The sequence below is a fragment of the Rhodovulum imhoffii genome (assembly GCF_003046545.1).
Taxonomy (GTDB): domain Bacteria; phylum Pseudomonadota; class Alphaproteobacteria; order Rhodobacterales; family Rhodobacteraceae; genus Rhodovulum; species Rhodovulum imhoffii.
Genome location: NZ_QAAA01000006.1, coordinates 34,171 through 57,628 on the forward strand (window position 1 = coordinate 34,171; position 23,458 = coordinate 57,628).

At 64.5% G+C, this 23,458-nt stretch carries 22 protein-coding genes and 1 riboswitch; all 22 genes read right to left on the reverse strand.

Annotated features, from left to right (window positions below; all coding sequences use genetic code 11):
* Positions 1 to 9: 9 nt before the first annotated feature.
* Positions 10 to 1,062 carry an amidohydrolase family protein gene (locus tag C8N32_RS06490; protein ID WP_107891679.1) on the reverse strand — a complete coding sequence of 351 codons (1,053 nt, stop codon included), beginning with the start codon at positions 1,060 to 1,062 and terminating at the stop codon, positions 10 to 12.
* Positions 1,063 to 1,113: 51 nt separating this feature from the next.
* A complete protein-coding gene (gene trmB / locus C8N32_RS06495) occupies positions 1,114 to 1,824 on the reverse strand; it encodes a tRNA (guanine(46)-N(7))-methyltransferase TrmB (RefSeq protein ID WP_107891680.1) in 711 nt (236 codons plus the stop codon).
* A 75-nt stretch (positions 1,825 to 1,899) separates the two neighbouring features.
* Entirely contained in the window at positions 1,900 to 3,054 is a 1,155-nt protein-coding gene (gene metK / locus C8N32_RS06500) for a methionine adenosyltransferase (RefSeq protein ID WP_107891681.1), read from the reverse strand.
* Between the two features lie 6 nt (positions 3,055 to 3,060).
* Positions 3,061 to 3,109, reverse strand: a riboswitch (SAM-SAH riboswitch).
* Between the two features lie 41 nt (positions 3,110 to 3,150).
* Positions 3,151 to 4,638, reverse strand: coding sequence for an apolipoprotein N-acyltransferase (gene lnt, locus C8N32_RS06505; RefSeq protein WP_107891682.1), 1,488 nt, complete (start codon positions 4,636 to 4,638; stop codon positions 3,151 to 3,153).
* A 4-nt stretch (positions 4,639 to 4,642) separates the two neighbouring features.
* Entirely contained in the window at positions 4,643 to 5,536 is an 894-nt protein-coding gene (locus C8N32_RS06510) for a hemolysin family protein (protein ID WP_107891683.1), read from the reverse strand.
* A 37-nt stretch (positions 5,537 to 5,573) separates the two neighbouring features.
* Positions 5,574 to 6,068 carry an rRNA maturation RNase YbeY gene (gene ybeY, locus C8N32_RS06515; protein WP_107891684.1) on the reverse strand — a complete coding sequence of 165 codons (495 nt, stop codon included), beginning with the start codon at positions 6,066 to 6,068 and terminating at the stop codon, positions 5,574 to 5,576.
* On the reverse strand, positions 6,061 to 7,068 hold the full coding sequence (locus C8N32_RS06520; RefSeq protein WP_107891685.1) for a PhoH family protein: 1,008 nt from the start codon (positions 7,066 to 7,068) through the stop codon (positions 6,061 to 6,063). Before C8N32_RS06520 ends, ybeY begins: the two co-directional genes overlap by 8 nt.
* A gap of 117 nt (positions 7,069 to 7,185) precedes the next feature.
* A complete protein-coding gene (folD, locus tag C8N32_RS06525) occupies positions 7,186 to 8,088 on the reverse strand; it encodes a bifunctional methylenetetrahydrofolate dehydrogenase/methenyltetrahydrofolate cyclohydrolase FolD (RefSeq protein ID WP_107891686.1) in 903 nt (300 codons plus the stop codon).
* A complete protein-coding gene (locus C8N32_RS06530) occupies positions 8,085 to 8,393 on the reverse strand; it encodes a chorismate mutase (protein WP_107891687.1) in 309 nt (102 codons plus the stop codon). Before C8N32_RS06530 ends, folD begins: the two co-directional genes overlap by 4 nt.
* A 67-nt stretch (positions 8,394 to 8,460) precedes the next feature.
* Entirely contained in the window at positions 8,461 to 10,131 is a 1,671-nt protein-coding gene (locus C8N32_RS06535; protein ID WP_107891688.1) for a formate--tetrahydrofolate ligase, read from the reverse strand.
* Positions 10,132 to 10,266: 135 nt separating this feature from the next.
* Positions 10,267 to 12,183, reverse strand: a complete 1,917-nt coding sequence (ftsH, locus tag C8N32_RS06540) for an ATP-dependent zinc metalloprotease FtsH (protein ID WP_107891689.1) — start codon at positions 12,181 to 12,183, stop codon at positions 10,267 to 10,269.
* Positions 12,184 to 12,258: 75 nt separating this feature from the next.
* Positions 12,259 to 13,482, reverse strand: a complete 1,224-nt coding sequence (tilS, locus tag C8N32_RS06545) for a tRNA lysidine(34) synthetase TilS (protein ID WP_107891690.1) — start codon at positions 13,480 to 13,482, stop codon at positions 12,259 to 12,261.
* A complete protein-coding gene (gene ybgF / locus C8N32_RS06550; protein WP_107891691.1) occupies positions 13,479 to 14,279 on the reverse strand; it encodes a tol-pal system protein YbgF in 801 nt (266 codons plus the stop codon). The genes tilS and ybgF overlap by 4 nt, the downstream gene beginning before the upstream one ends.
* 5 nt (positions 14,280 to 14,284) lie before the next feature.
* Positions 14,285 to 14,800 (reverse strand): peptidoglycan-associated lipoprotein Pal, encoded by a 516-nt coding sequence (pal, locus tag C8N32_RS06555; protein ID WP_107891692.1) that lies wholly within the window; start codon positions 14,798 to 14,800, stop codon positions 14,285 to 14,287.
* A gap of 73 nt (positions 14,801 to 14,873) precedes the next feature.
* Positions 14,874 to 16,187: a Tol-Pal system beta propeller repeat protein TolB gene (gene tolB, locus C8N32_RS06560; protein WP_107891693.1), complete on the reverse strand. Its 1,314-nt coding sequence runs from the start codon at positions 16,185 to 16,187 to the stop codon at positions 14,874 to 14,876.
* Positions 16,187 to 17,329, reverse strand: a complete 1,143-nt coding sequence (locus C8N32_RS14945) for an energy transducer TonB (RefSeq protein WP_170106747.1) — start codon at positions 17,327 to 17,329, stop codon at positions 16,187 to 16,189. The genes tolB and C8N32_RS14945 overlap by 1 nt, the downstream gene beginning before the upstream one ends.
* On the reverse strand, positions 17,326 to 17,805 hold the full coding sequence (gene tolR / locus C8N32_RS06570) for a protein TolR (RefSeq protein ID WP_107891694.1): 480 nt from the start codon (positions 17,803 to 17,805) through the stop codon (positions 17,326 to 17,328). Before tolR ends, C8N32_RS14945 begins: the two co-directional genes overlap by 4 nt.
* 3 nt (positions 17,806 to 17,808) lie before the next feature.
* Positions 17,809 to 18,504, reverse strand: a complete 696-nt coding sequence (gene tolQ, locus C8N32_RS06575) for a protein TolQ (protein ID WP_107891695.1) — start codon at positions 18,502 to 18,504, stop codon at positions 17,809 to 17,811.
* A gap of 84 nt (positions 18,505 to 18,588) precedes the next feature.
* On the reverse strand, positions 18,589 to 18,987 hold the full coding sequence (gene ybgC / locus C8N32_RS06580; protein WP_107891696.1) for a tol-pal system-associated acyl-CoA thioesterase: 399 nt from the start codon (positions 18,985 to 18,987) through the stop codon (positions 18,589 to 18,591).
* A 113-nt stretch (positions 18,988 to 19,100) separates the two neighbouring features.
* On the reverse strand, positions 19,101 to 20,996 hold the full coding sequence (locus C8N32_RS06585; RefSeq protein ID WP_107891697.1) for an acyl-CoA synthetase: 1,896 nt from the start codon (positions 20,994 to 20,996) through the stop codon (positions 19,101 to 19,103).
* Positions 20,997 to 21,128: 132 nt separating this feature from the next.
* Positions 21,129 to 21,557 (reverse strand): peptidoglycan-binding protein LysM, encoded by a 429-nt coding sequence (gene lysM, locus C8N32_RS06590; RefSeq protein WP_107891698.1) that lies wholly within the window; start codon positions 21,555 to 21,557, stop codon positions 21,129 to 21,131.
* 72 nt (positions 21,558 to 21,629) lie between these two features.
* Positions 21,630 to 23,423, reverse strand: a complete 1,794-nt coding sequence (locus tag C8N32_RS06595) for an ABC transporter transmembrane domain-containing protein (RefSeq protein ID WP_170106748.1) — start codon at positions 23,421 to 23,423, stop codon at positions 21,630 to 21,632.
* Between the last annotated feature and the right edge of the window lie 35 nt (positions 23,424 to 23,458).

Below are 23,458 nucleotides of genomic sequence, written 5' to 3' on the forward strand. Positions count from 1 at the left end.
GCCGGGGCGTCAAGCCTCCCCCAGCCAGTGACGGGGGTTGATCTCGGCGATCTGGCGGAAATGATCCTCGCCCAGCGTGTCGCGCAGCCGGATCGACACCGCCTTTTCCGAAAGCTGCTCTTGCCGGGTCATGTAGAAATCCGACCCGAACAGGATGCGCGGCCGCAACTTGTCATTCTCCATGAACAGGCGCAGCAAAGGCGCATATTCGGAGAACTTGAAGATCGTGTAGGAAATATCGGTATAAAGATTGGGGAACGCGCCCCCTTCGATCATGTCGGCAATCTCCGAGACCCAGTTCCTTTGCCGCGCCTCCGGGTCGTCTGGGTCAAGCCCACGGCCCAGATAATCGCGCCAGTCCGCATCGCCGCCGAAATGGGCAAGACACAAGCGCAGATCGGGAAATTTTTCCATCACGGGACGATACGCCGCCGGATCTGTCACCTTGTCGGCACGGGACTGGCTCCAAAGCTTGTGCCGCACCCCCCCGCGCGAACAATGGGCCATCACCGGCAGACCGCGTGCTGCGCACAGGGGGTAAACATCGTTCATGAGAACCGGATGATCGGGGGCATAGCCCAGCTTGGTGTAAATCTTGAGACCTCGAAAGCCGAGTTCGTCAATGCAGCGCAAGAACTCCCCGGCCGCACCAGGACGATCCGGAAACACCGTGGCAAAAGGAAGAACCTGATCCGGATAAGCCTCCGCCAGTTCGGCAAGGCCGTCATGCTGTGCATCGATATCCTCCCCGACCGGGCCGTGGCCGATAAGCGCCATATCCATTGGCAGGACCACAAAACGCGTATCCCGCGGGTAATAATGCAAAACCTCCCTGAACACCTCCTCCTGCGATCTGCGGCTGCCGGTGCGGTGGAAATTCTCCAGCCGCACCAAAAGATCATAAAGGCCATCCCAGGGCAAAAACCGGGCGATCCACCGTGAGAACATCAGCAGCGCCGGGACCGCCCGGAACAACGCCGCGATCCGCACCGGATAATATTTCGGCGTATGAGCCGTGGTGAAGGTGTGGATGTGGCAATTCGTAATCTGGATCTCGGCCATGGCGCGCCCTCCCCGCGGAATATAGCGCGAATCCCCCCCTGGCCACAGCGTCTAAACCCGCCGGAAAGTCAGGTAATGGGGCGGGCGGCCCTCACGCAGGGCTTTCTGTTCGTAACGGGTCGAAATCCAGTCCGGCCACGGGGCGCGCCAGTCTTCCGGACGCTCGGCCAGCCACTCGAACCCGTGGCGGGGCACTTGCTCCAGTGTCTGGCGCACATAATCGGGGATATCGGTGGCCACGCGCAGACTCGCACCAGGCTTCATCACACGGGCGAGTGGCTCCAGATACCCGGGCGTCACGAACCGGCGGCGGTGGTGTTTCTTCTTGGGCCACGGGTCGGGATACAACAGGAACGCCCGCGACAGGCAGGCTTCGGGCAGAACGTCGAAGAGATCCCGCACATCGCCGGGATGGATGGCGACATTCCCCACACCGGCCTGGCGCAGCTTCCCCAACAGCATGGCGACACCGTTGATGAACGGCTCACACCCGATGATCCCGACCTGCGGGTTTTGCCCCGCCTGATGGACCATGTGCTCCCCCCCGCCGAAACCGACCTCCAGCCAGACGTCGCGCCCACCGAAAAGCCCCGCAAGGTCGAGCGGGTCGCGCCCGGGGTTGTCTTCCCACGATACCGCGCCAGGGGAGAGCGCCGCGAGATCCTCTTCCAGGTAGCCACGCTGACTGTCGCGCAGGGTCTTGCCGGAGCGGCGGCCATAGAAATTGCGCCAGGGCGCGGCGGGGTGTTTCTTGTCTGTCATGCGGGTCCACGCAAAAAGGGGCGGGCGTTTCGACCCACCCCCTATCGTGTCACGTTACGCCGGGCAATGCGCGGTTTACCCGATCACCGATTTCAGGGCCTCGACCAGGTCGGTGCGTTCCCAACTGAACCCGCCATCGACCTCGGGCGCACGGCCGAAATGCCCATAGGCTGCGGTGCGCTGGTAGATCGGACGGTTAAGCTGCAGATGGTCGCGAATCCCGCGGGGGGTCAGATCCATCACCTCGGCCACGGCCTTTTCGATGACCTCTTCGCTGACTTCGCCGGTACCGTAGGTTTCGGCATAAATCGACAGCGGCTTGGCCACGCCGATGGCATAGGACAGCTGGATCACACAGCGATGGGCCAGCCCGGCGGCCACCACGTTCTTGGCCAGATAGCGGGCCGCATAAGCGGCAGAACGGTCGACTTTCGTCGGGTCCTTGCCCGAAAACGCACCACCGCCATGGGGCGCGGCCCCGCCATAGGTATCGACAATGATCTTGCGCCCGGTCAGGCCGGCATCGCCATCGGGGCCGCCGATCACGAAGGTGCCCGTGGGGTTGACCCACCATTCGGTAGCCTTCGTCAGCCAGCCTTCGGGCAGCACTTCCCGGATATAGGGTTCCACGATGGCGCGGATATCGTCGGAGGTCTGGTTCTCGCTGGCGTGCTGGGTCGACAGCACCAGCTGGGTCACCTCAACGGGTTTGCCGTCCTCGTAACGCAGCGAAAGCTGGGACTTGGCGTCAGGGCCCAGATCGGGTGCAGCCCCGGATTTGCGCACCTCGGCGAGGCGACGCAAGATCGCGTGGGAATAGTGGATCGGCGCGGGCATCAGGGCATCGGTCTCTTCAACCGCATAGCCGAACATGATCCCCTGGTCGCCCGCACCCTCCTTGTCAACGCCCTGTGCGATATGGGCGGACTGGGCATGAAGGTAACTGTCCACCTTCATGTTGGCCCAGTGAAAGCCCTCCTGCTCATAGCCGATGTCGCGTACACATTCGCGGGCAATCTCCTCGACCCGCTGGATGACTTCGCCGGGGCCGCGCACCTCGCCGCCGATCACGACGCGGTCGGTCGTGGCGAAGGTCTCACACGCAACGCGGGACTGGGGGTCCGCCGCCAAGAAGGCATCGAGAACGGCATCCGAAATGCGATCGCAAACCTTGTCCGGGTGCCCCTCCGAGACGGATTCGGAGGTAAAGATATAGTTCTTACGAGTCATTGGAAGTGCTCCATTAGGTTATCCCCATCACGCCAGGAAGCCGTTGTGACGGTTCGATCCCACCCGCTTACGCCCACGGCCACAAGGGGTCAACGTCTATTTCTGCCGGCGCGCTGCGGCGAAAAGGGCAAAAAGGAGGAAAAAGGCAAACACGGCGGGCCAGTCGCCCCCACGCGCATAAGGCGTGGGCGGCAGCGCGCCGGGCAAACCCGCATCCAGGGCACCGGCCGTATTCAGCGGCAGGCTGTCCAGCACCCGGCCGCGCGCATCGATCACCGCGGAAACGCCGGTATTGGCCACACGCACCAACGGCAGCCCACGCTCCACCGCGCGCAGCCGCGCCTGTGCGAGATGCTGATATGGCCCCGTCAGGCGGCCGAACCAAGCGTCATTCGTAATCTGAACCACCCAGTCCGGACGACCGCCCGGCGCGCGCAAATCTTCGGGAAACACAGCCTCATAGCAAATCAGCGGCACCACCCGCCCCGCTGGCCCAAGATCCAGCAGGCGTGGCCCCGGACCGGGAGTGTACCCATAGGCATCCCGCGCGGCCAGGCCCTTCAGCCCGATCGCTCCCAGCACCCCGCCGAAAGGCAGATATTCTCCGAACGGCACAAGATGGTGCTTGTCATAGAGGTGGCTGACCCGTCCCTGTGCGTCGATAACGGCGAGACTGTTGTAAACGCCCTGCCTGTCGCGCCGCTGGGCCCCGAACATCACCGGACCCCCGCCCGCAGCATCCGCCATCATTCCCATCACGTCATCGGCATGGTTCAGTAGGTAAGGCACAGAAGTTTCGGGCCAGATGACAATATCCGGCGCCGGGTCGGCGGGCCGGGCAGTCGCATCCATCAGCCGCTCGAAGAAAACCGGAACCATGTCCGGACGCCATTTCAGGTGCTGCGCGGCGTTGGGCTGTACCAGCCGCACAACGACCGGCGTGTCCGCGGGCATGGGTTGGGCAAGACGGAACATTCCCCCCCCCCACGCCGCGGCCAGCAGGGCCGCCGCCAGCCCCACCCCCCGCCAGCGCGCCATGGCAGGCAGTGCCGCGATCGACACCGCCAGAAGGCTCAGGCCATGTGGCCCGGTCAGCGCCGCAAGCTGCATCACCGGCGTGCCGATCCACACATGGCCGACAAGAGCCCAGGGGAACCCCGTCAACACATGGCTGCGCGCCAGTTCCGCAAAGGCCAGCGTCACCGCGAAGGCCAGCGCCCTGCTTTGCCGCCCCCGGCCCAGCCAATGGGCCAGCGCGCCCGCCGCCCCCCAGAAAAGCGCCAGCCCCCCGGCCAGCAACAGCAACGCGAAGGGCGCCATCCAGCCGTGACGGGCAATGTCCACGAGAAACGGCTCCACAATCCAGTTCACCGCCCCGGCGAAATATCCCGCGCCCGCCGCCCAGGCCCGGCCCGCCGCCTGCTGCCATGTCCCCCGCGCCACCAGCGCGATACACCCTGCCAACGCCAGTAGCGTCAGCGGCCACCAGCCCAGCGGGGCCTGCCCGCTTGCGGCCAACACCCCCAGCCCGAAGGCCGCGAAACCGAACCGCCGGGCAGAAAGGCGACCCAAAAGCGATGTCATGACATCAGGCGACCTTGGCGGAGGGCAACCGCACCCGCAAACGTTTGATCCGCCGGGGGTCGGCGTCAACCACCTCAAACTCGGCGCCCGTGTCATGGGGGATGACTTCGCCCCGCGCAGGCACCCGACCGATCATCATGAAAACCAACCCGCCGATGGTGTCGATCTCTTCCTCGTCTTCGGCTTCCGCCAGCTTGAGACCGATCTCCGCCTCGAACTCATCCAGAGGCGCACGGGATTGCGCAAGGTAGATGCCGGGTTTTTCCTGTACCCAGAACTGGCCTTCGGTCACGTCGTGCTCATCCTCGATCTCCCCCACGACCTGCTCGACGAGATCCTCGATCGTCACCAGCCCGTCCACCCCGCCGTATTCGTCGATGACCAGCGCCATGTGCATCCGCTGGCTCTGCATCTTCTGCAAAAGCACCCCGACCGGCATCGACGGCGGAGCGAACAAGAGCGGGCGGATCATGTCGTCCAGGGAAAAGTCCTGCGCCTTGCCATTGAAACCGTAACGCAGAGAAAGATCCTTCAGGTGCACCATGCCCAGCGGCGTATCCAGCGTACCGTCATAAACCGGCAGGCGCGTCATACCGCTTTCACGGAACACGCCGACCAGTTCCACCAGTCCGATATCCGCAGGCACGGCGACGATCTCCACCTTCGGGATTGCGACGTCCTCCACCCTCAGGCTGCTGAAGTTCATCAGGCCCGAAGCAAAAGCCTCCGGTGCAAGATTCGCGGAGAACGATCCCTCCGCATCGTTTTCGGTGGCTTGGGCCCCGGAATCGGGGCGCACCAGAGACGCGAGCCTGCCGATCAGGCCCCGTCTCTCGGTCTTTTCAGAGCCGTGCGCGCCATGCGCCGCGCAAGACGACCCTTCGGTTTCGTCACCCATCAGTCCTTACCAAATGATCCGGGCCCGAGGCCCGTTATCAGACATATGGGTCAGCGATACCCAGTTTGGCAAGTATTTCCACCTCCAGACGTTCCATCAGCGCGGCGTCTCCGGGCCGGATGTGGTCATACCCCAACAGGTGCAGGCAGCCATGCACCAGCAGATGGCTCACGTGGTCGGCAAACGGTTTGCCCTGCGCCTCCGCCTCCCGGGCACAGGTCTCCCAGGCGATGGCAATATCGCCCAACTCACACAGCGGGCCTTCGGGCAGGTCCGGACGCCCGCCATCCGCACCCGCCGCGCGTTCCCGGGACGGCCAGGACAGCACGTTCGTCGGCCGGGGCTTTTCCCGGAATTCCGCGTTAAGCGCCGCGATTCTGGAATCGTCACAGCCCAGCAGGCAAATCTCGACCCCTGCGGGATCGAGGCCCAGATGGTTCAGCGTGGCACGGCAGGCCCTCTCGGCCAGTGCGGGCAGACCGGCCTCCTGCCAGCGGGGATCTTCGGCAATCGTATCGACAAGATCATCCATCGGCCTTGTCATAAGCCTGAATGATCCGCGCCACCAGAGGGTGCCGCACGACGTCCCGCGCGGTAAAGTAGCTGAATGAAATCCCCTCTACCCCCCTGAGCAGCGCCTGCGCATCGGCCAGGCCGCTGGTAACGCCGCGGGGCAGGTCCACCTGGCTGCTATCGCCCGTGATCACCATGCGCGACCCCTCCCCCAGCCGGGTCAGGAACATCTTCATCTGCATGCGCGTGGCATTCTGGGCCTCGTCCAGCACGACAAAAGCGTTCGACAGGGTGCGCCCCCGCATGAAGGCCAGCGGCGCAATCTCGATCTTCTTTTCCTCGATCAGCCTGGTCAGTTGCCGGCCCGGCAGGAAGTCGTGCAACGCGTCGTAAAGCGGCTGCATGTACGGATCCACCTTGTCCTTCATGTCGCCGGGCAGAAATCCGAGCCGCTCCCCCGCCTCGACGGCAGGACGTGAAAGGATGATCCGGTCCACCTGCCCACCCGTGAACATGTTGACCGCGGCCGCCACCGCAAGATACGTCTTGCCGGTGCCGGCCGGGCCGATTCCGAAAGCCAGTTCGTGCCCGAACAGGGCCTGCACATAGGCCTTCTGCGCCTCGGTCCGGGGCTCGACCAGCTTCTTGCGGGTATGAATCTCGATCCGTCCGCGCTGAAACATCTCCAGCTGGTCGCCCGCGCGGGCACCGGTTTCCGGGCTGTCATATAAACGAATGGCCCCGTCGATCTCTCCTGCGGCAACGCTCCTGCCTGCCTCCAGGCGTCCGTAAAGCTGATTCAGGACCTCTGCCGCACGGGTTCTGGCGGCCTCGTCCCCCAATACCGAAAGCCGGTTGCCCCGGCGCAGGATATGTACCTCCAGCTGATGCTCGATCTGGGCGAGATTGCGATCAAACTCACCACACAGATCGATCAGAAGGCGATTGTCAGGAAACTCCAACAGCGTTTCCTGAACGCCGTCGGGCGCGGGCGGGGGGGTCAGTGCGCTGATGCCCAAATAGAACCTCGTGGGTTGGAGCCTGCACAGATATGGTGCCAAGCGCGACCGTTTGGCGCAAGCATTGGTTTGGGACTCAGGCAAATTCGGGCAACATCGCGCCGCCCGAGGCCCGGATCAGGCTGTCAGGCCCTCCGGTTCGGGCAGCCCACTGTCCCGGCAGCAGGCCGTAACCGTATTTGCCAGCAGGCAGGCGATGGTCATCGGCCCCACGCCGCCGGGCACCGGGGTGATCGCACCGGCCACCTCAACCGCAGTTTCAAAGTCCACATCCCCCACGAGGCGGGTTTTTCCCTCGCCTTTTTCGGGCGCGGGAACTCGGTTGATCCCGACGTCGATCACCGTCGCGCCCGGCTTGATCCAGCCGCCCGGAATCATCGCCGGCCGCCCGACCGCCGCCACAAGGATGTCCGCCCCGCGGCATACCGCGGGCAGATCCTGCGTGCGGGAATGGGCCACGGTCACCGTCGCGCTGTCGCGCAGCAAGAGCTGGGCCATCGGTTTGCCGACAATATTGGAACGCCCCACGACCACCGCACGCTTGCCCGACAAGCTGCCGAGCCGGTCACGCAGCATCATCAGGCATCCCAGAGGCGTGCAGGGCACCATCGCCTTCTGCCCGGTCGCCAGCCGCCCGACATTGAGGATGTGGAACCCGTCCACATCCTTCGCGGGATCGATCGCATTGATGACCTTGTCGGCGTCGATATGATCGGGCAGCGGCAGTTGCACAAGGATCCCATGCACCGCGGGGGCAGCGTTCAGCCGGTCGATCAGGGCCAGAAGCTCGGCCTCGGGCGTATCGGCGGGCAGGCAATGCTCGAACGAGGTCATCCCAACCTCTTTTGTCTGCTTGCCCTTGTTGCGCACGTAAACCTGGCTTGCCGGGTCTTCCCCGACCAGCACCACGGCAAGACCGGGGGTCAGGCCATGGTCCTGCTTCAGACGGGCCACATGGTCGGCCACCCTGGCACGGATGTCTGCGGCAAAGATTTTGCCATCAATCAGGATTGCGGTCATGTTCGGGTCTCCTTGGCGGCCATGGCCGTCTCTTCGCGGCGGATCGACCATTCGATCATCTCACGCCAGAGCGTCTCGGCCAGTTTCTCATCCCACCCTTCAGCGCGGGCACAGGCGCGAACGTTGTCCAGCACCTCGCATACGCGCGCCTCGATCCGGGCGGGCAACCGCTCCTTCGGCTTGAGCTCGGCCGCGCGGTCGATATACCCTGCCCGCCGGGCAAGCGCCGCCACGATCTGCCGGTCCAGCGTGTCGATCTGATGGCGCAGTTCGTCCATGCTCTGGCAGTCTTCTGGGGGGATCATGCCCGGCCTCTTGGGTTGTTCTGGCTTGGGGCTGGCATAGCGCGCGCAGGCGCGGGCTGCAACGGGGCTAGAACAACCCGTCCACCTGGCCGTCCTCATTCACCCCGATCGCCTGCGCCGCAGGCTGGCTGGGCAGGCCCGGCATCGTCATGATCTCACCGCAGATCGCCACGACGAACCCAGCCCCCGCACAAAGCCGCACTTCGCGGATCGGAACCGAGTGCCCCTCCGGGGCGCCACGCAAATTCGGATCGGCAGAAAAGGAATATTGCGTTTTGGCCATGCACACCGGCAGGTGACCGAACCCTTCCTCCTCCCACTGCTGCAACCGGGCCCGAATGCGGGCGTCGGCCAGCACCTCCTCCGCGCGGTAGATCCGGCGGGCAATCGTTTCGATTTTCCCAAACAGCGGCACCTCATCGGGATAAAGCGGAGAGAACGCCGCCGACTCTCCGGCCAGGTCCACGACCCTGCGGGCCAGCGCCTGTGTCCCCGCGCCGCCCTCGGCCCAATGGGTACAGGGGATCGCCTCTACCCCGTATTGTGCCGCATAGGCACGCACAGCTTCGATTTCGGCTTCGGTATCGCCGTCAAAATGGTTGATTGCCACGACAACCGGCACGCCAAAACCACGGAGATTCTCGATATGGCGGCCCAGATTTGCACAGCCCGCCCGCACCGCCGCGACATCTTCAGCCCCAAGTTCGGCACGGCCGACCCCACCGTTCATCTTCAGTGCCCGTACCGTCGCCACCAGCACCACCCCATCGGGGGAAAGCCCGCCGATCCGGCACTTGATGTCCATGAACTTCTCCGCCCCGAGATCGGCCCCGAAACCGGCCTCCGTCACCACGTAATCGGCCAGCTTCAGCGCCGTGCGCGTGGCGATCAGGGAGTTGCACCCATGGGCGATATTGGCAAACGGCCCGCCATGCACGAAAGCCGGGGTGTTTTCCAGCGTCTGCACGAGATTGGGCTGGAACGCATCCTTCAACAGGACAGTCATCGCCCCATCCGCGCCAAGGTCGTGGGCGGTAACCGGCCTGCGATCCGACGTATAGCCCACGATGATCGCCCCCAGCCGGCGCTGCAAATCCGCAAGGTCACTGGCCAGACACAAGATCGCCATGACCTCCGATGCGACGGTGATGTCAAAGCCCGTCTGACGCGGAAATCCGTTGGCCACCCCGCCCAGAGAGCACACGATATCCCGCAGCGCCCTGTCATTCATGTCCATCACCCGCCGCCACGTGATACGGCGCGAATCCAGCCCCAGCGCATTGCCCCAGTAAATGTGGTTGTCGATCAGCGCCGCCAGCAGGTTGTGGGCGCTGGTGATGGCATGAAAATCCCCCGTAAAGTGCAGGTTCATCTCTTCCATCGGGACAATCTGCGCCAGCCCGCCGCCGGCGGCTCCGCCCTTCATCCCGAAACACGGACCAAGGCTTGCCTCCCGGATACAGATGACCGCGCGATGTCCCAGCCGCGCCAGCCCGTCGCCAAGCCCCACGGTCGTGGTCGTCTTGCCCTCGCCCGCCGGAGTCGGGTTGACTGCCGTCACGAGGATCAGCTTGCCGTCGGGCCGCCCCCCCAGCGATCCGGTAAAAGCTGCGGAAACCTTCGCCTTGTCATTGCCGTAGGGAATCAGCGCATCCGCCGGAATACCCAGTTTCGCCCCGATCTCCTGGATCGGGCGTTTGCGGGCAGCACGGGCAATCTCGATATCGGTTCGGACCATGGGCACCTCTCCTCCGGCAACGCTTGCAAAAGTGATAGCCCAGTCCGACTCGAAGGACAGACCTTAATGCGACGCCCCGTACGCCGCTTACGGCCAAACGGAAACCGCCGCGCAATTCGCGCGGCGGTATCGGTATCAGGGGGTGGGCTCGGGTTCCGGATCGACCGGGGGGCGCCCCCTGGGCTTTGTCTTGGGAATGGCCGTAAGAGAGGGGGCGTTCCCGCTCTTTGGCGGGGTGTCCTCATCGTCGCCACGGTTAAGCGGCTCCCCCGCGATGACCTTCGCAATCTCGACACCGGTGAGGGTTTCGTATTCCAAAAGTCCCTGGGCCAGACGCTCCCACTCCTCCCGCTTCTCGGTCAGGATACGGCGGGCGGTCTCATAACCCTCGTCGATGATCTCCCTCACCTTGTCGTCTATGACCTTCTGCGTCGCGGCAGAATGGTTCGTGCCACCGCCATAGGGGCCAAGGTAGGATTGCTGTTCATTCGCGTAATCCACGAACCCCAACTCCTCGGAAAATCCGAACTGGGTCACCATTGCCCGGGCGATCCTCGAGGCCTGCTGAATGTCGCTGGCCGCCCCCGAAGTCACGTTTTCCCTGCCGAACTTGATCTCCTCGGCAACGCGTCCGCCCATCGCCATGGCGATCTTGGACTTGTACTTGGTGTAGCTGACCGAAAGCTGGTCACGCTCCGGCAGGCTCAGCACCAGGCCCAGCGCACGCCCCCGTGGAATGATGGTCGCTTTATGAACCGGGTCATGCTGGGGCACGTTCAGCCCCACGATGGCATGGCCGGCCTCGTGATAGGCGGTCAGTTGTTTTTCGTCCTCGCTCATCACCATGGAGCGTCGCTCCGCCCCCATCATGACCTTGTCCTTGGCGTTCTCGAAATCTTCCATGGTCACGAATCGCCGCCCCACACGGGCCGCCATCAGCGCCGCCTCGTTGACGAGATTGGCAAGGTCCGCGCCCGAGAAACCCGGCGTCCCGCGCGCGATGATGCGCAGGTCCACATCGGGCCCCAGGGGCACCTTGCGGGCATGGACGCCAAGGATCTTTTCCCGCCCCTTGATATCGGGGTTCGGCACCTGCACCTGGCGGTCGAACCGGCCCGGGCGCAGCAGCGCCGGGTCCAGAACGTCGGGACGGTTCGTTGCCGCAACGATGATGATACCCTCGTTCGCCTCAAAGCCGTCCATTTCCACCAGAAGCTGGTTCAGGGTTTGCTCCCGCTCGTCGTTCCCACCGCCATAGCCCACGCCACGGGAACGGCCGACCGCATCGATCTCGTCGATGAAAACGATGCAGGGGGCGTTTTTCTTGGCCTGTTCGAACATGTCGCGCACGCGGGAGGCACCGACACCGACGAACATCTCCACGAAGTCCGACCCAGAGATGGTGAAGAAGGGCACGCCCGCCTCCCCCGCGATCGCGCGGGCCAGAAGCGTCTTGCCCGTCCCCGGAGGCCCGACCAGAAGCGCGCCCTTGGGGATCTTCCCGCCAAGGCGGCTGAATTTCTGCGGGTTGCGGAGAAACTCCACGATTTCCTCAAGCTCTTCCTTGGCCTCGTCGATGCCCGCCACGTCATCGAAGGTAACGCGCCCGTGCTTTTCCGTCAGCAGTTTGGCCTTGGACTTGCCGAACCCCATCGCACCGCCGCGCCCGCCGCCCTGCATGCGGTTCATGAGGAAGATCCAGATCCCGATCAGGATAAGGAACGGCAGGATGGTGCCGATATAGGCCAGCAGGCCGTTTCGTTCCTGCGGCTCCGCCTTGACGGCGATGTCCTTGTCGATCAGCCGTTCGGTCACGTCCACGCCGCGCGGCATGACCGTGGTATAGCTGGACCCGTCCGTGCCGGTAATCAACGCACGCTCGCCGTCCAGCGTCACGCTGGCCACCTCGCCTTCGTCGACGCTCTGCAGGAATTCCGAATAGCTGATACTGCGCGACGACATGGCGCTTTGCCCGCCGCTGAACAGGTTGAACAAGGCCAGAATCAGCAGAAACAGAACGATCCAGAAGGCGATGTTTCTCGCGTTGCCCACTCGTGTGTCTCCTTGAATATCCGGGCCCGGCAAAGCCGGGCCGTGCCCCCTAAGATAGGGGAACGGCACCGGGGTTCAATGCGATTTCCCCAGACGGAGTCCCGCAACGGGTTCCAAAGCCGCCTGCCAGCCGTTTTCCAGCCCCGCCAGCGGCGCGGCCACCAGTTGCCCCCCGGCCCACAGCGCGGGTGAGGCCAGAAGGCTTTCACGCGGCAGACCCGTCTCACGCCACCCCTCGCAGACGGCCAGCCCGCTCTCTCCCAGCGCGCGCACCTCAAGCCCCTGAACCGGCGGCCCTTTCAGCCGCCAGCGCCGATCCCAAAGCCGCCCCGGCACGGCCCGCACTTCCCGCACCGCATTATACTCACGGATCAGGCGCACCCCCGCCTTGCACGGGCGCATCAAGACACCATGCAAAGTGTGCGCGCGTCCCTCCGTCACGGACCGGTCCGCCGCCTCGAGCGCCGAGAACCGCGGGCGGTAAATCGCCGACGATACGTAACAAAGCCCCTCGGCCAGGAGGCGCAGACGGGTTTCGCGCGGAAACCCCGACAATGCGGCAAGGTCCACCACCACGTCGCCCCGGTCCGGGGTCATGGCGTGCGCGGCATGATCGGCCAGCCAGTCCAGCGCCTCACGCGCCATGGACATTCGCCCCGCAGTCGCAATCAGCCCTCCGGCAGTCAGCCCGAGGGGGGTCATGGCCTCCATCAGGCGGCGTGCCCGAACGCGGTCGAAGCGCGCATCCTCGTTGGAGGGGTCGTCGATCCACACCTGCCCCCTGTCTTGCAGGTAAAGGCGCAAATCCGCCCGGCGCAGGGTCAGCATCGGGCGCAGCCACGCCAGCCCCCCGTGATCCCTCTGCGCCGCCATCGCCGACAACCCATCGACCCCCGACCCGCGGGCCAGCCGCAACAACAGGGTCTCCGCCTGATCGTCCGCCGTGTGCCCCAACGCCACAGCCGTCAACCCGGTGCCGCGCGCCCAATCGCGGATCAACCCATAGCGCGCACGCCGGGCGGCATCTTGCAGGTTTCCCTGACCGTCCCAGCCCTGCCATCGCAGCACCCGGTGAACCACCCCAAGCCCGGCGCAGATCCGGCCGACACAGGCGGCCTCCTCCGCGGATTCCGGGCGCAGGTCGTGATCTACGGTCACGGCATGAAGCCGGGTCTCCGGCGTCGCCTCACGCAGCAAAAGCAGCAGGGCGAGACTGTCCCCACCCCCCGAAACCGCCACCCCAAGATGGGCAGGCGGCTGACCAAGGGCCGCCCGGACAGTCTGGGCCAACCCCGTCACTGGCAGGAATATCCCTTTGCGGCGATTCGGGCCTCAGCCTCGGCCCCGGATCCCGGATAGCGGTCCGACACCTCGGCCAGGGTCAGGCAGGCTTCCTGCGTCTGGCCAAGCTCTCCCAGCGACACCCCCAGCCGCACCAATGCCAGCGGAGCGTGCTCCCCCTGCGGCGCACCTGCGTAACTGGCAAGATAAGCCTTCGCCGCCTCCGCGACATCGCCCGCCGCGCGCAGGGCTTCGCCCCGGAAGAAATTCGCCTCCCCCGAAAGCGGTCCCTGGGGGTAGGTTTCAAGAAATTTGGCAAAGAGATCCGCCGCCCGCTGATGCTCCCCTTGCTGATGGGCGGCGCGGGCGGCCTCGAAATCGTCACGCTCTCCCACCGCCAGTTCGGCGCCCGGCGGAGCCGGGGGCGGCGCGGGATCCGGCATCTTTCCGCCTCCCAGCGTGGTGCCCTGTTTCAACTGACCAATGTCGCAATCCGGCTCCAGTTCGCACAGGCGGAATTCCAGATCGCCCAGGCGGTTGGTCCCGTCCGAAACAACCTGCTGAATCCGAAAGTCCAGTTCCTCCGTCCGGGCGGTGAGACGCTGAAGCTCCTGCTCGATCGCATCGATACGCTGCAAAACGCTGCCCCCCCCGGTGCTGCCCTCCGGCGCGCCAGTGGTGGAAAGTTCCCGCTTGAGCCGCTGAACCTCGACATAGAGCACCGACATTTCCTGCCGGATGTCCGCCAGCGTCCGGTCCTGCGCCGCCCCTGCCGAGGGCAGCGCAACCAGTGCCGCAAGAAAAAGGGCCCGCATGGCACCTAGCCCGCCAGACCGGCGGCAACCACGGTGACCGCCCGGCGATTCCTGGCATAGCAGGATTCCTCCGAGCAGATTTCCAGCGGGCGTTCCTTGCCGTAGCTGACCGTCTTCAGCCGGGCGGGCGACACCCCGCGCGAAATCAGGAATTCCTCTACCGCGTTGGCCCGGCGGGCGCCAAGCGCCACGTTGTACTCGCGGGTGCCGCGCTCATCGGCATGGCCCTCGATGATGGCGGTGAACTCAGGGTTGTCCGAAAGCCAGCGCGCCTGCCCCTCAAGCGTGGCGCGCGCGGTGTCGGTCAGGGTGCTCTGATCGACGATAAACAACACCCGGTCGCCCACAACCTGCTGGAAATAGGCCGGTGAGCGCGGGTTGGAAGCCGCTCCGGCATCCTTCCCGTACCCGGCGTCGCCATAACCGTCAGAGCCATAGCCGCCCCCGAAACGGTCGGGCGACGTACAGGCCGCCACGCCAAGCACGGCCAGCAGCAGAAGCGATCTTGAAACGGGTGTCATGGATAAGGTCCTTGTGTTGTTCCCATGCCTCGGGCCGCATCCTATCAGCCACGGGGCAAGTTTGAAATCACGCCTATGGCAACAGCGGTGACCACGACGGGTCGGAAGCCGCGCCCTCGACCGGCACGCGGCGCAGGTTGCGCCCGCTGATATCCACCGAATAAAGGGCGGGCGCGCCCCCGGCACCGGACGTCTCACGGGTGAACATGATGACCCGGCCGTTGGGGGACCATGTCGGCCCCTCGTCCAGGAACGATGCCGTCAGCAACCGCTCCCCCGAGCCATCGGTGCGCATCACGCCGATATGAAATCGCCCGTTGTTCTGCTTGGTAAAGGCGATCAGGTCGCCACGCGGGGACCAGACCGGGGTACCGTAGCGACCGGCCCCGAAACTGATGCGGCGCGGCTCCCCGCCCGAAGCGGTCATGATGTACAACTGCTGCCCGCCGGAACGGTCGCTCTCGAACACGATCTGCCGGCCGTCGGGTGAAAAACTGGGGGCGGTTTCGATCGAAGGCGCGGTGGTCAGACGCTGCTTGCGGCCGCTGCCCACATCCATCATGTAAAGGTCCGAATTCCCCCCCTCGCTGAGGGAGAAGATCACCCGTTGACCGTCCGGAGAGAACCGGGGCGAAAAACTCATCGAACCGGGTTGATCCTCCAGCGCACGGCGCTGAACGGAGGCCACGTCCAAAAGGTTGATACGCGGGAAACCGGTCTCGTAGCTGGTGTAGATCACCCGCGCGCCCTCGGGTGAAAACCGTGGCGCCAGAACCAGCGCGGAACTGTCCGTCAGGTAGCGCAGGTTGGCACCGTCGTAATCCATGACCGCAAGCCGCTTCTGCCGGTCGTTTTTCGGCCCGCTCTGCGCCACGAACACGACGCGGCTGTCGAAATACCCCCCTTCCCCGGTAATACGCGCATAGACCTGGTCGGCCACCTTGTGGGCCAGCCGCCGCCAGCTGGCGCTTGAGGCCGCGAATTGCAGACCATCCCCCAACGGCGCATTGGCGTAGACATCGAAGAGACGGAACTTGACCACCAGCCTGTCCCCCGACAGCGCGACCGCCCCCGTAATCAGCGCCTGCGCGTTGATCGCCCTCCAGTCGGCATATTCGACCGGACTGTCGAAACTGGTCACACGGGCGATAAAGGCATCGCGCGGAATTTCCCGGAACAGACCCGACCCGGTCAGGTCCGCCGCAATGACCTCACTGATCCGGCGGGCGTAATCTTCCGCCTCGCCGCCTTCGGCCACGAATTGCGGCAACGCGAACGGCAAGGGTTCGATCACGCCCTCATCGATAATGATACGCAATGGCCCGTTCTGGGCCTGAACGGTCAGCGGCACCAGAAGGCCCAGCACAAGTAAAATCAGACGGAGCATTACCGAATCCCCATGTTCTCCGGGTTGAATGTCATCTCAATATCACGCCACTGCGAATATTTCTCGGGGGGCAGATCAAACCCGTCAACGCCGCAGCGCAGGATCGCCCGGCGGGCGGTTTCATAAGTCTGCCGTGCCACGGCCTCGGAACCTCCGGAATGGGATACCTTGCGGATCGTCTCCGCAAGCGGCCGGCCCGTTTCATCTAGGCGCACCGCCACCACGACCTTCGTGCGCAACGCCTCGGTCGAAAGCGCGCCGACATTCCAGCAGCGCGAAACGGCAACACGCAAAGCGTCCTGTTCCCCGCGCGTCAACGGCGGACCAGAGGCGGCAAGGCCCGCCCCCCCGGTCCCGCCGGGATCGGTCAGGGCCTCGGCCACGGCGGCGGCCACCGCATCCGCCAGAGCCTCCTGCGCTCCGGCAGCATCCGGGGCGGCGGGGGCAGGGGGCGTTTGGGCCGGAGACACAGCCGCCACGCGCACCGGACGACTTTTCGGGCGGCGCGAGGACGGCGGCGCAAGGCCGGGCTGTGGCGTTTCCTCGGCCTCGGTCACGATCCGGGATGCGGCCTCCTGCGGGGCGGTGGTATCAGGGGTTTCGGGTTGCGCTTCGGGCTGAACTACGGGCGCGGTTGCACTCTGCCGGTCCGGGTCCGGGGTGGCTTCGGGCGGCACGGGCGGCGCGGGGTCTGGGGCGACGCGGGGGGCCGGCCGCGGCGCGGCCTCGCCCGGCTCCGGTACAGGCTCCGCACGCGGATCGGGCGGCACAACCTCCGGCACCGCGTCCTCGACCTGTGTCGGAGGCACAGGGGACAGCGCGGCCATGTCCGGGACCGGGTCGGGAGGGGACGTTTCGGCAGGCGGAGACACAAGGGGTGTCTCGGAGGGCGTCGCAGGGGGCGTCCCGGACGCGGGAGGGCGGGCCGGGTCCGCCGGAGCGGGCGGCCCAGGGGCCTCGATTTCCTGCGCGGCGCGCGGGGCCGCCGCAGGCGATAAAGCGGCGAATTCCGCGCCGGACAGCAGCGTCACGTCGGCCACCTCCAACGGCGCGGGGGCACGGGCAGTGAACAGCCCGGCCAGCAGCACCCACAGAACGATCCCGCCATGTCCGATACCGGAGATATAGGTGCCGGTTTTCATCTTGGCGCCTGTTCGCCATCCATGTCCGGGCCGCCGGTCTCGGTCACCAGGGCGATGCGGTTGAAACCTGCGGCGTTGAGCGCCCCCATGACCTGCACGACACGTTCATAGGCGATGGCGCCGTCGGCGCGGATATACACCTTGTCATCTGCACGCTCGGCCATGATGGCGCGCAGCCTGGGGATCAGATCCGCCTCGGGCGTTTCCGTGGTTTGCAACAGCAGCAGCCCCTCTGCCGTGAGCGTCACGGTCAGGGGCTCCTCCTGCTCGCTGGGCAGGGCGGTGGCGGCAGTTTCCGGCAGGTTCACCGGCACCCCCACGGTCAGGAGCGGCGCGGCCACCATGAAGATGATCAAGAGCACCAGCATCACATCCACGAAGGGCGTGACGTTGATTTCCGCCATCGGCTGGGCCTTGCGGCGCGCCCTGCCCCGGCGCGCGCCCTTGCCCCGTGCGGTTGGAAGCGTGGCGCCCATGGATCAGGCGTCCAGCTGGCGCGAAAGAATGGTGGAGAACTCATCCGCGAAGGATTCGTAGTTGCCCACGATCCGGTCGCTGTCGGCGGTCAGCTTGTTGTAAAATACCACTGCGGGAATGGCCGCAAGAAGGCCCAGGGCGGTGGCCAGAAGGGCCTCGGCGATACCGGGGGCGACAACGGCAAGGTTGGTGTTTTGTTGCAGGGCGATCTGTTCAAACGCATGCTTGATGCCCCAGACGGTGCCGAACAACCCGATGAACGGCGCGGTGGACCCCACTGTCGCCAGAAACGCCAACCCGCCATTGAGCGACTCCGCCTCCCGCGCGATGGCAACGTCCATCGACCGGTCCACCCGCGCGGAAACACCGGCGATCATGCCGCCGTCGCGCCGGTGGCTGCGCCGCCATTCGGCCATGCCGGCGGCAAATATCTTTTCCGATGCACCGGCGGGCTCTGCCCCCAGCTTGTCGAAAAGCTCGTCCAGCGGCTCGCCGGACCAGAAGGCCTCGTCGAACCGGTCGGCCTCCGTACGGGCGGCACGATAGGTGACGAGTTTCTGGATGATGATCGCCCAGGCCCAGAAGGACGCGGCGATCAGGAGGATCATGACGATTTTGACTGTGAACGTGGCGCGCGCGAAAAGAGCCAGCAGGGAGAAGTCAATCTCCTGCGCCATGGCAAGGGTTTCGGTTTCCATTGTCCTGCTCGTGTGTTGGCGTTCTGGGCCGTTTACGCGGGACTTTAGCGTTTTTTAAGCCGCATTGCCAACACAACCACGTCATCAGCCCCCGGCAGGCACGATCCGGCGAAGTTCCGCCGGCAGCCTTACCGCCCGCCCCCCCGCTCCGACAGCCACCAGTGTGACACGGGCGACAAACAGCTTTTCCTCTTTCCGCCGCACGATCTGATCCAGCACCAGCCGGGCAGGCGTGGCCAGAAAAACGGAGGTATCCACCACCAGCACATCGTCGAACAGGGCAGAGCGCAGGTAGTCCGCCTCCACCCGGCGGACGACGAAGACGGTGTTGTCCTCGGCCTTCATCCGGGCCTGGTCGATCCCGATACTGCGCACCCATTCGCTTCGGGCCCGTTCAATGAATTTCAGGTAATTGGCGTAATAAACGATTCCGGCAAGGTCGGTATCTTCATAGTAAACACGCAGGGAAAACCTGTGGGTCATGGCCGGTCCTTTCCTTTCGGGCTGTCCTGCCTTGCCGGCGTTGTTTCACAGCCCCTGAAAAGGATGCAAGGCTACATTTTACGGCGCCCGGCCAAAGCCGGGCGCACGAGGGGTCAGTCCGCCCATTCCCACGGCCGGGTGAAATTGCCCAGAAGATGCGTCACGGCATCGTCTTCGACCGCCCCGGTCTTCTTCAGACGTACGACAAGGCCGCGCTTGCGATCCTCGACCACGCTTCCGACCCGCACTGCCAGGCCCGCGTCCTTCAGGGCCGCGTCATAGACCCGGGAGATGGCACGCTTGCGCAGGTCCGGCTTGAAGACCTTGCCCACCGCCGTCTTGGGAAGTTCGTCGAGAATCTCGACATATTTCGGTATTGCGGCACGTTCGTGGATATGCACCTTCGCGTATTCCAGCAACGCCTCGCTGCTGACGCTTGCCCCGTCGACAAGCTCGACATAGGCGCAGGGCAGTTCCCCCGCGAAACTGTCGGGCTGGCCGATCGCACCGACGAAGGCGACCTCCGGATGGCCGGACAGCGCCTCTTCGATCTCGGCGGGATCGATGTTATGCCCTCCGCGGATGATCAGGTCTTTCGCCCGGCCGGTGATATAAAGATACCCCTCTGAATCAAGCCGCCCCAGATCCCCCGTGCGCAGGAATCGCTCCTCCGCGAAAAGGCCGAGATTCTTCGCGTCCTCGGTATAGGTTGAGCCTTCGAAAACGCCGGGATTGGCGATGCAGATCTCCCCGACCTCGTCCACTTCGCATTCACGATCGATCTCACCGTCGGCATTGCAGTGAAGGATGCGCACATGAGTATAGGGGAACGGAATCCCGACCGAGCCGATCTTCTTGGGCCCATCCGGCGGGTTGATGGAAACAAGGCACGTCGCCTCTGTCAGTCCGTAACCTTCGCAGATTGTCACGCCGGTGGCTTTCTCGAAGCGGTTGTAAAGCTCCACCGGCAGCGCGGCGGACCCGGAGAACGCATAGCGCAAGGTCGAGACATCGGCATCAACCTTGCGCTGCATCAGCGCCGAGATCGCCGTTGGAACGGTGATCACGAAGGTCACCTTCCAGCGTTCGATCAACTTCCAGAAATTGTCGAAGACGCCCTCTCCCCGATAGCCCGCCGGGGTTGGCATGACCATATGCGCCCCTGCCGCGATCACCGACATCAAGACCGGGTAAGCGGCGAATACGTGAAACAGCGGCAGCGGGCAGATCAGCGTGTCTTCATGAGTAAACAGCAGCCGATGCCCCAGCCAGCCATTATAGATCATGCCCGAATACTTGTGCTGGGCAACCTTGGGCATCCCCGTGGTGCCCCCGGTATGGAAATAAGCGGCCACACGGTCGCGCGGCGGGTCGTCGAAGGCCAGGCGGTCGGCGGGCTGCCTGGCCAGTTCACGATTGAAACACAAAATATCCGCGTGATGCCCCACGGGCTTCTTGGGGCGGATCAGCGGCACGATCCACTTTTTCGGTGGTGTGAGGTAGCGTAACAGATCCACCTCCAGAACGGTGTGAACCCTGGGGGCGTGCTTGACCGCCTCGGCCACCTTCTGGGCCACGTCGGTTTTCGGAAACGGCTTGAGCGTCACCACCACCTTGGCGCCGGTCTCGCGCAGGATGGCGGCAATCTGCTCGGGCTCCAGCAACGGGTTGATCGGGTTCACGATACCAGCGACCGCGCCGCCCAGAAAGGTGATCGCCGTCTCGCTGCAATTGGGCAAGACATAGGCCACCACGTCCTGTTGCCCCACACCCAGCTTGCGAAACAGGTTCGCAGCCTGCGTAACCTTCCGATGGACCTGATCCCATGTCAGGGTCTCCGCCGGGTCCTTCGGCCCGGACAAGAGCTGAAAACTGATCGCATCGCCCTTCGGGTTGCGCGCCCGGGTTTCGGACAGGAAGCGGTAAAGCGTCGGCGGAACATCCCGTGCATCCCACGCGGATTCAGCCTCGATAGCGTCGCGATCGGCGACGGATTGGTAATTTGACATTTTTTTCCTCCCCGGCAGGGCCATGGGCCGGCTGCCATCCCTGCGACGAGGATGAAAGCAAAATGCGCCCGCCGCAAGCCGAACGCCCACGAAAAACGCAGCGTCAGCAAACCGGGCGGGCGCGGTGCGGCATTAACCCTGCGGAATGCGCAGCACCTGTCCGGGGTAGATCTTGTCGGGGTGGCTCAACATCGGGCGGTTGGCCTCGAAGATCTCCATGTAGCGCGCACCGCTGCCCAGCGCCTTTTCGGAAATCGCCCAAAGGGTGTCACCCTTTTTGACGGTATGGAACACTGGATCGTCGCCCCCGGCCTCATCGGAAACGGCGGCCACGCCTTCGATATTTCCAACCGCCAGCATGACCTTCTCCTTGGCTTCCTGGCTGGCAGGTTTGCCCGAAAGTTTGACCGTATCGCCCTCGACAGCAATCTCCAGCCCCTCGGCCTCCAGGCCGAGGTCGGCAATTTCCTTGCGCAACGCATCCTCGCTCGGTGCCTCGGCCGCCTCGGCGCGACCGGTCAGGCGCTTTCCGGCATCTTTGACGAATTTCCAAAGACCCATGCGTGATCTCCTTCAGAAAAAATTCTTCGATGCGCGCAAGATGCGCTGGAACTGGTCGAATGAAAAGTCAAATCAGGCCGCAGACCCGACCCCGTCGGTAAATTGCAACCGCGCAAGGCGGGCGTAGAGTCCGCCCTCGGCCACCAGCGCATCATGGGTCCCTTCGGCCACGATACGACCCTGGTCGAACACCAATATCCGGTCGGCTTTCTTGACCGTGGCCAAACGATGCGCAACGATGATCGTCGTCCGCGTCGCAGCCATCTCGTCCACGGCGTGCTGTACGGCCCGTTCCGATTCCGCATCCAGAGCGGAAGTTGCCTCATCCAAAAGCAACACGGGGGCATCGCGCAGGATGGCGCGGGCGATGGCGATGCGCTGTTTCTGCCCCCCCGACAACATGATACCCCGCTCGCCCACATAGGTGTCATAGCCTTTGGGCAACGCGACCAGGAAATCATGGGCGGCGGCGGCGCGGGCAGCGGCCTCGACCTCCGCATCGGAGGCTCCGGGGCGGCCGAAACGGATGTTTTCACATGCGGTTTCCGCAAAAATCACCGGATCCTGCGGCACCAATGCGATCTGCTTGCGCAACTCCGCACGCGCAATCTCGCGCAGATCCACCCCATCCAGACGGATCGTTCCCTGTGTCGGGTCGTAAAAGCGCAGGAGAAGTTGAACGATCGTGGTTTTTCCCGCCCCGGACGGACCGACCAGCGCCACGGTCTCTCCGGGCCTGACATGCAGGGCGATCCCGTTCAGTGCTGCCTGCTCCGGGCGCGAAGGGTAATGGAACAAGACATCCTCGAACCGGATCTCGCCACGCACCGGATCGGGCAAACGGCGCGGAACAGAAGGATCGCAGACATCGTCTCTGGCGCGCAACAGTTCCGCCAGACGTTCGGTCGCCCCGGCGGCGCGCTGCAACTCGCCCCAAATCTCGGACAGCGCCCCCACCGCCCCGGCCACCATGACCGAATAGATCACGAACTGCACGAGTTCGCCCACGCTCATGTCGCCGGCACGGACATCGCGGGCACCGATCCACAGCACGCCGACGATACCCGCGAAAACAAGGAAGATCACGATCACCGTCATCACCGCACGGGTTCCGATACGGCGACGGGCGGCAACAAAGGACTTCTCCGTCACGTCCCGGAAATGATCCCGGCTCTGCTCTTCATGGGTGAAAGCCTGCACAGTCTGAACCGACAGAAGTGCCTCCGACGCACTCCCCGAAGACGTTGCGATCCAGTCCTGGTTCTCACGGCTCAACCGCCGCAGCCGCCGCCCCAGAACCACGATCGGCACGATCACGGCGGGCACCAGCAACAGAACCATCACCGCCAGCTTGGCAGAGGTCAGCAACATCAGTACCAGCCCCCCGGCAAAGATCAGCGCATTGCGCAGCGCGATCGACACCGACGACCCGATGACAGAAAGAATCAGCGTGGTGTCGGTGGTAATCCGGCTCAGCACCTCACCGGTCATGACACGCTCATAGAAGGCGGGGCTCATGCCGATCATGCGGTCGAACACGGCGGTACGAATGTCTGCCACGACACGCTCCCCCAGCCGGGTAACGAGATAATAGCGCAGCGCGGTTCCCAGCGCCAAAAGACCGGCAATCCCCAATGCCGCCGCGAAATAGGCGTCCAGCAAGGTGACGGCCTCGGTCTCGAAGGCATCGACCACACGGCGTACGGCCATCGGCAGGATCAGCGAAACACCAGCCGTCAGCACCAGCGCGGTCAGCGCGGCGAATACCAGGCCACGATAGGGCGCAACAAACGGGACAAGCGCGCGCAACGCTCCGATCCGGCGGGATTTTTCACGCTCTTCCTCGTGACGTTGTTTTGGCGGCATGCCGGGTCTCCTCGCTGTTCGCCCGTCTTTACGCG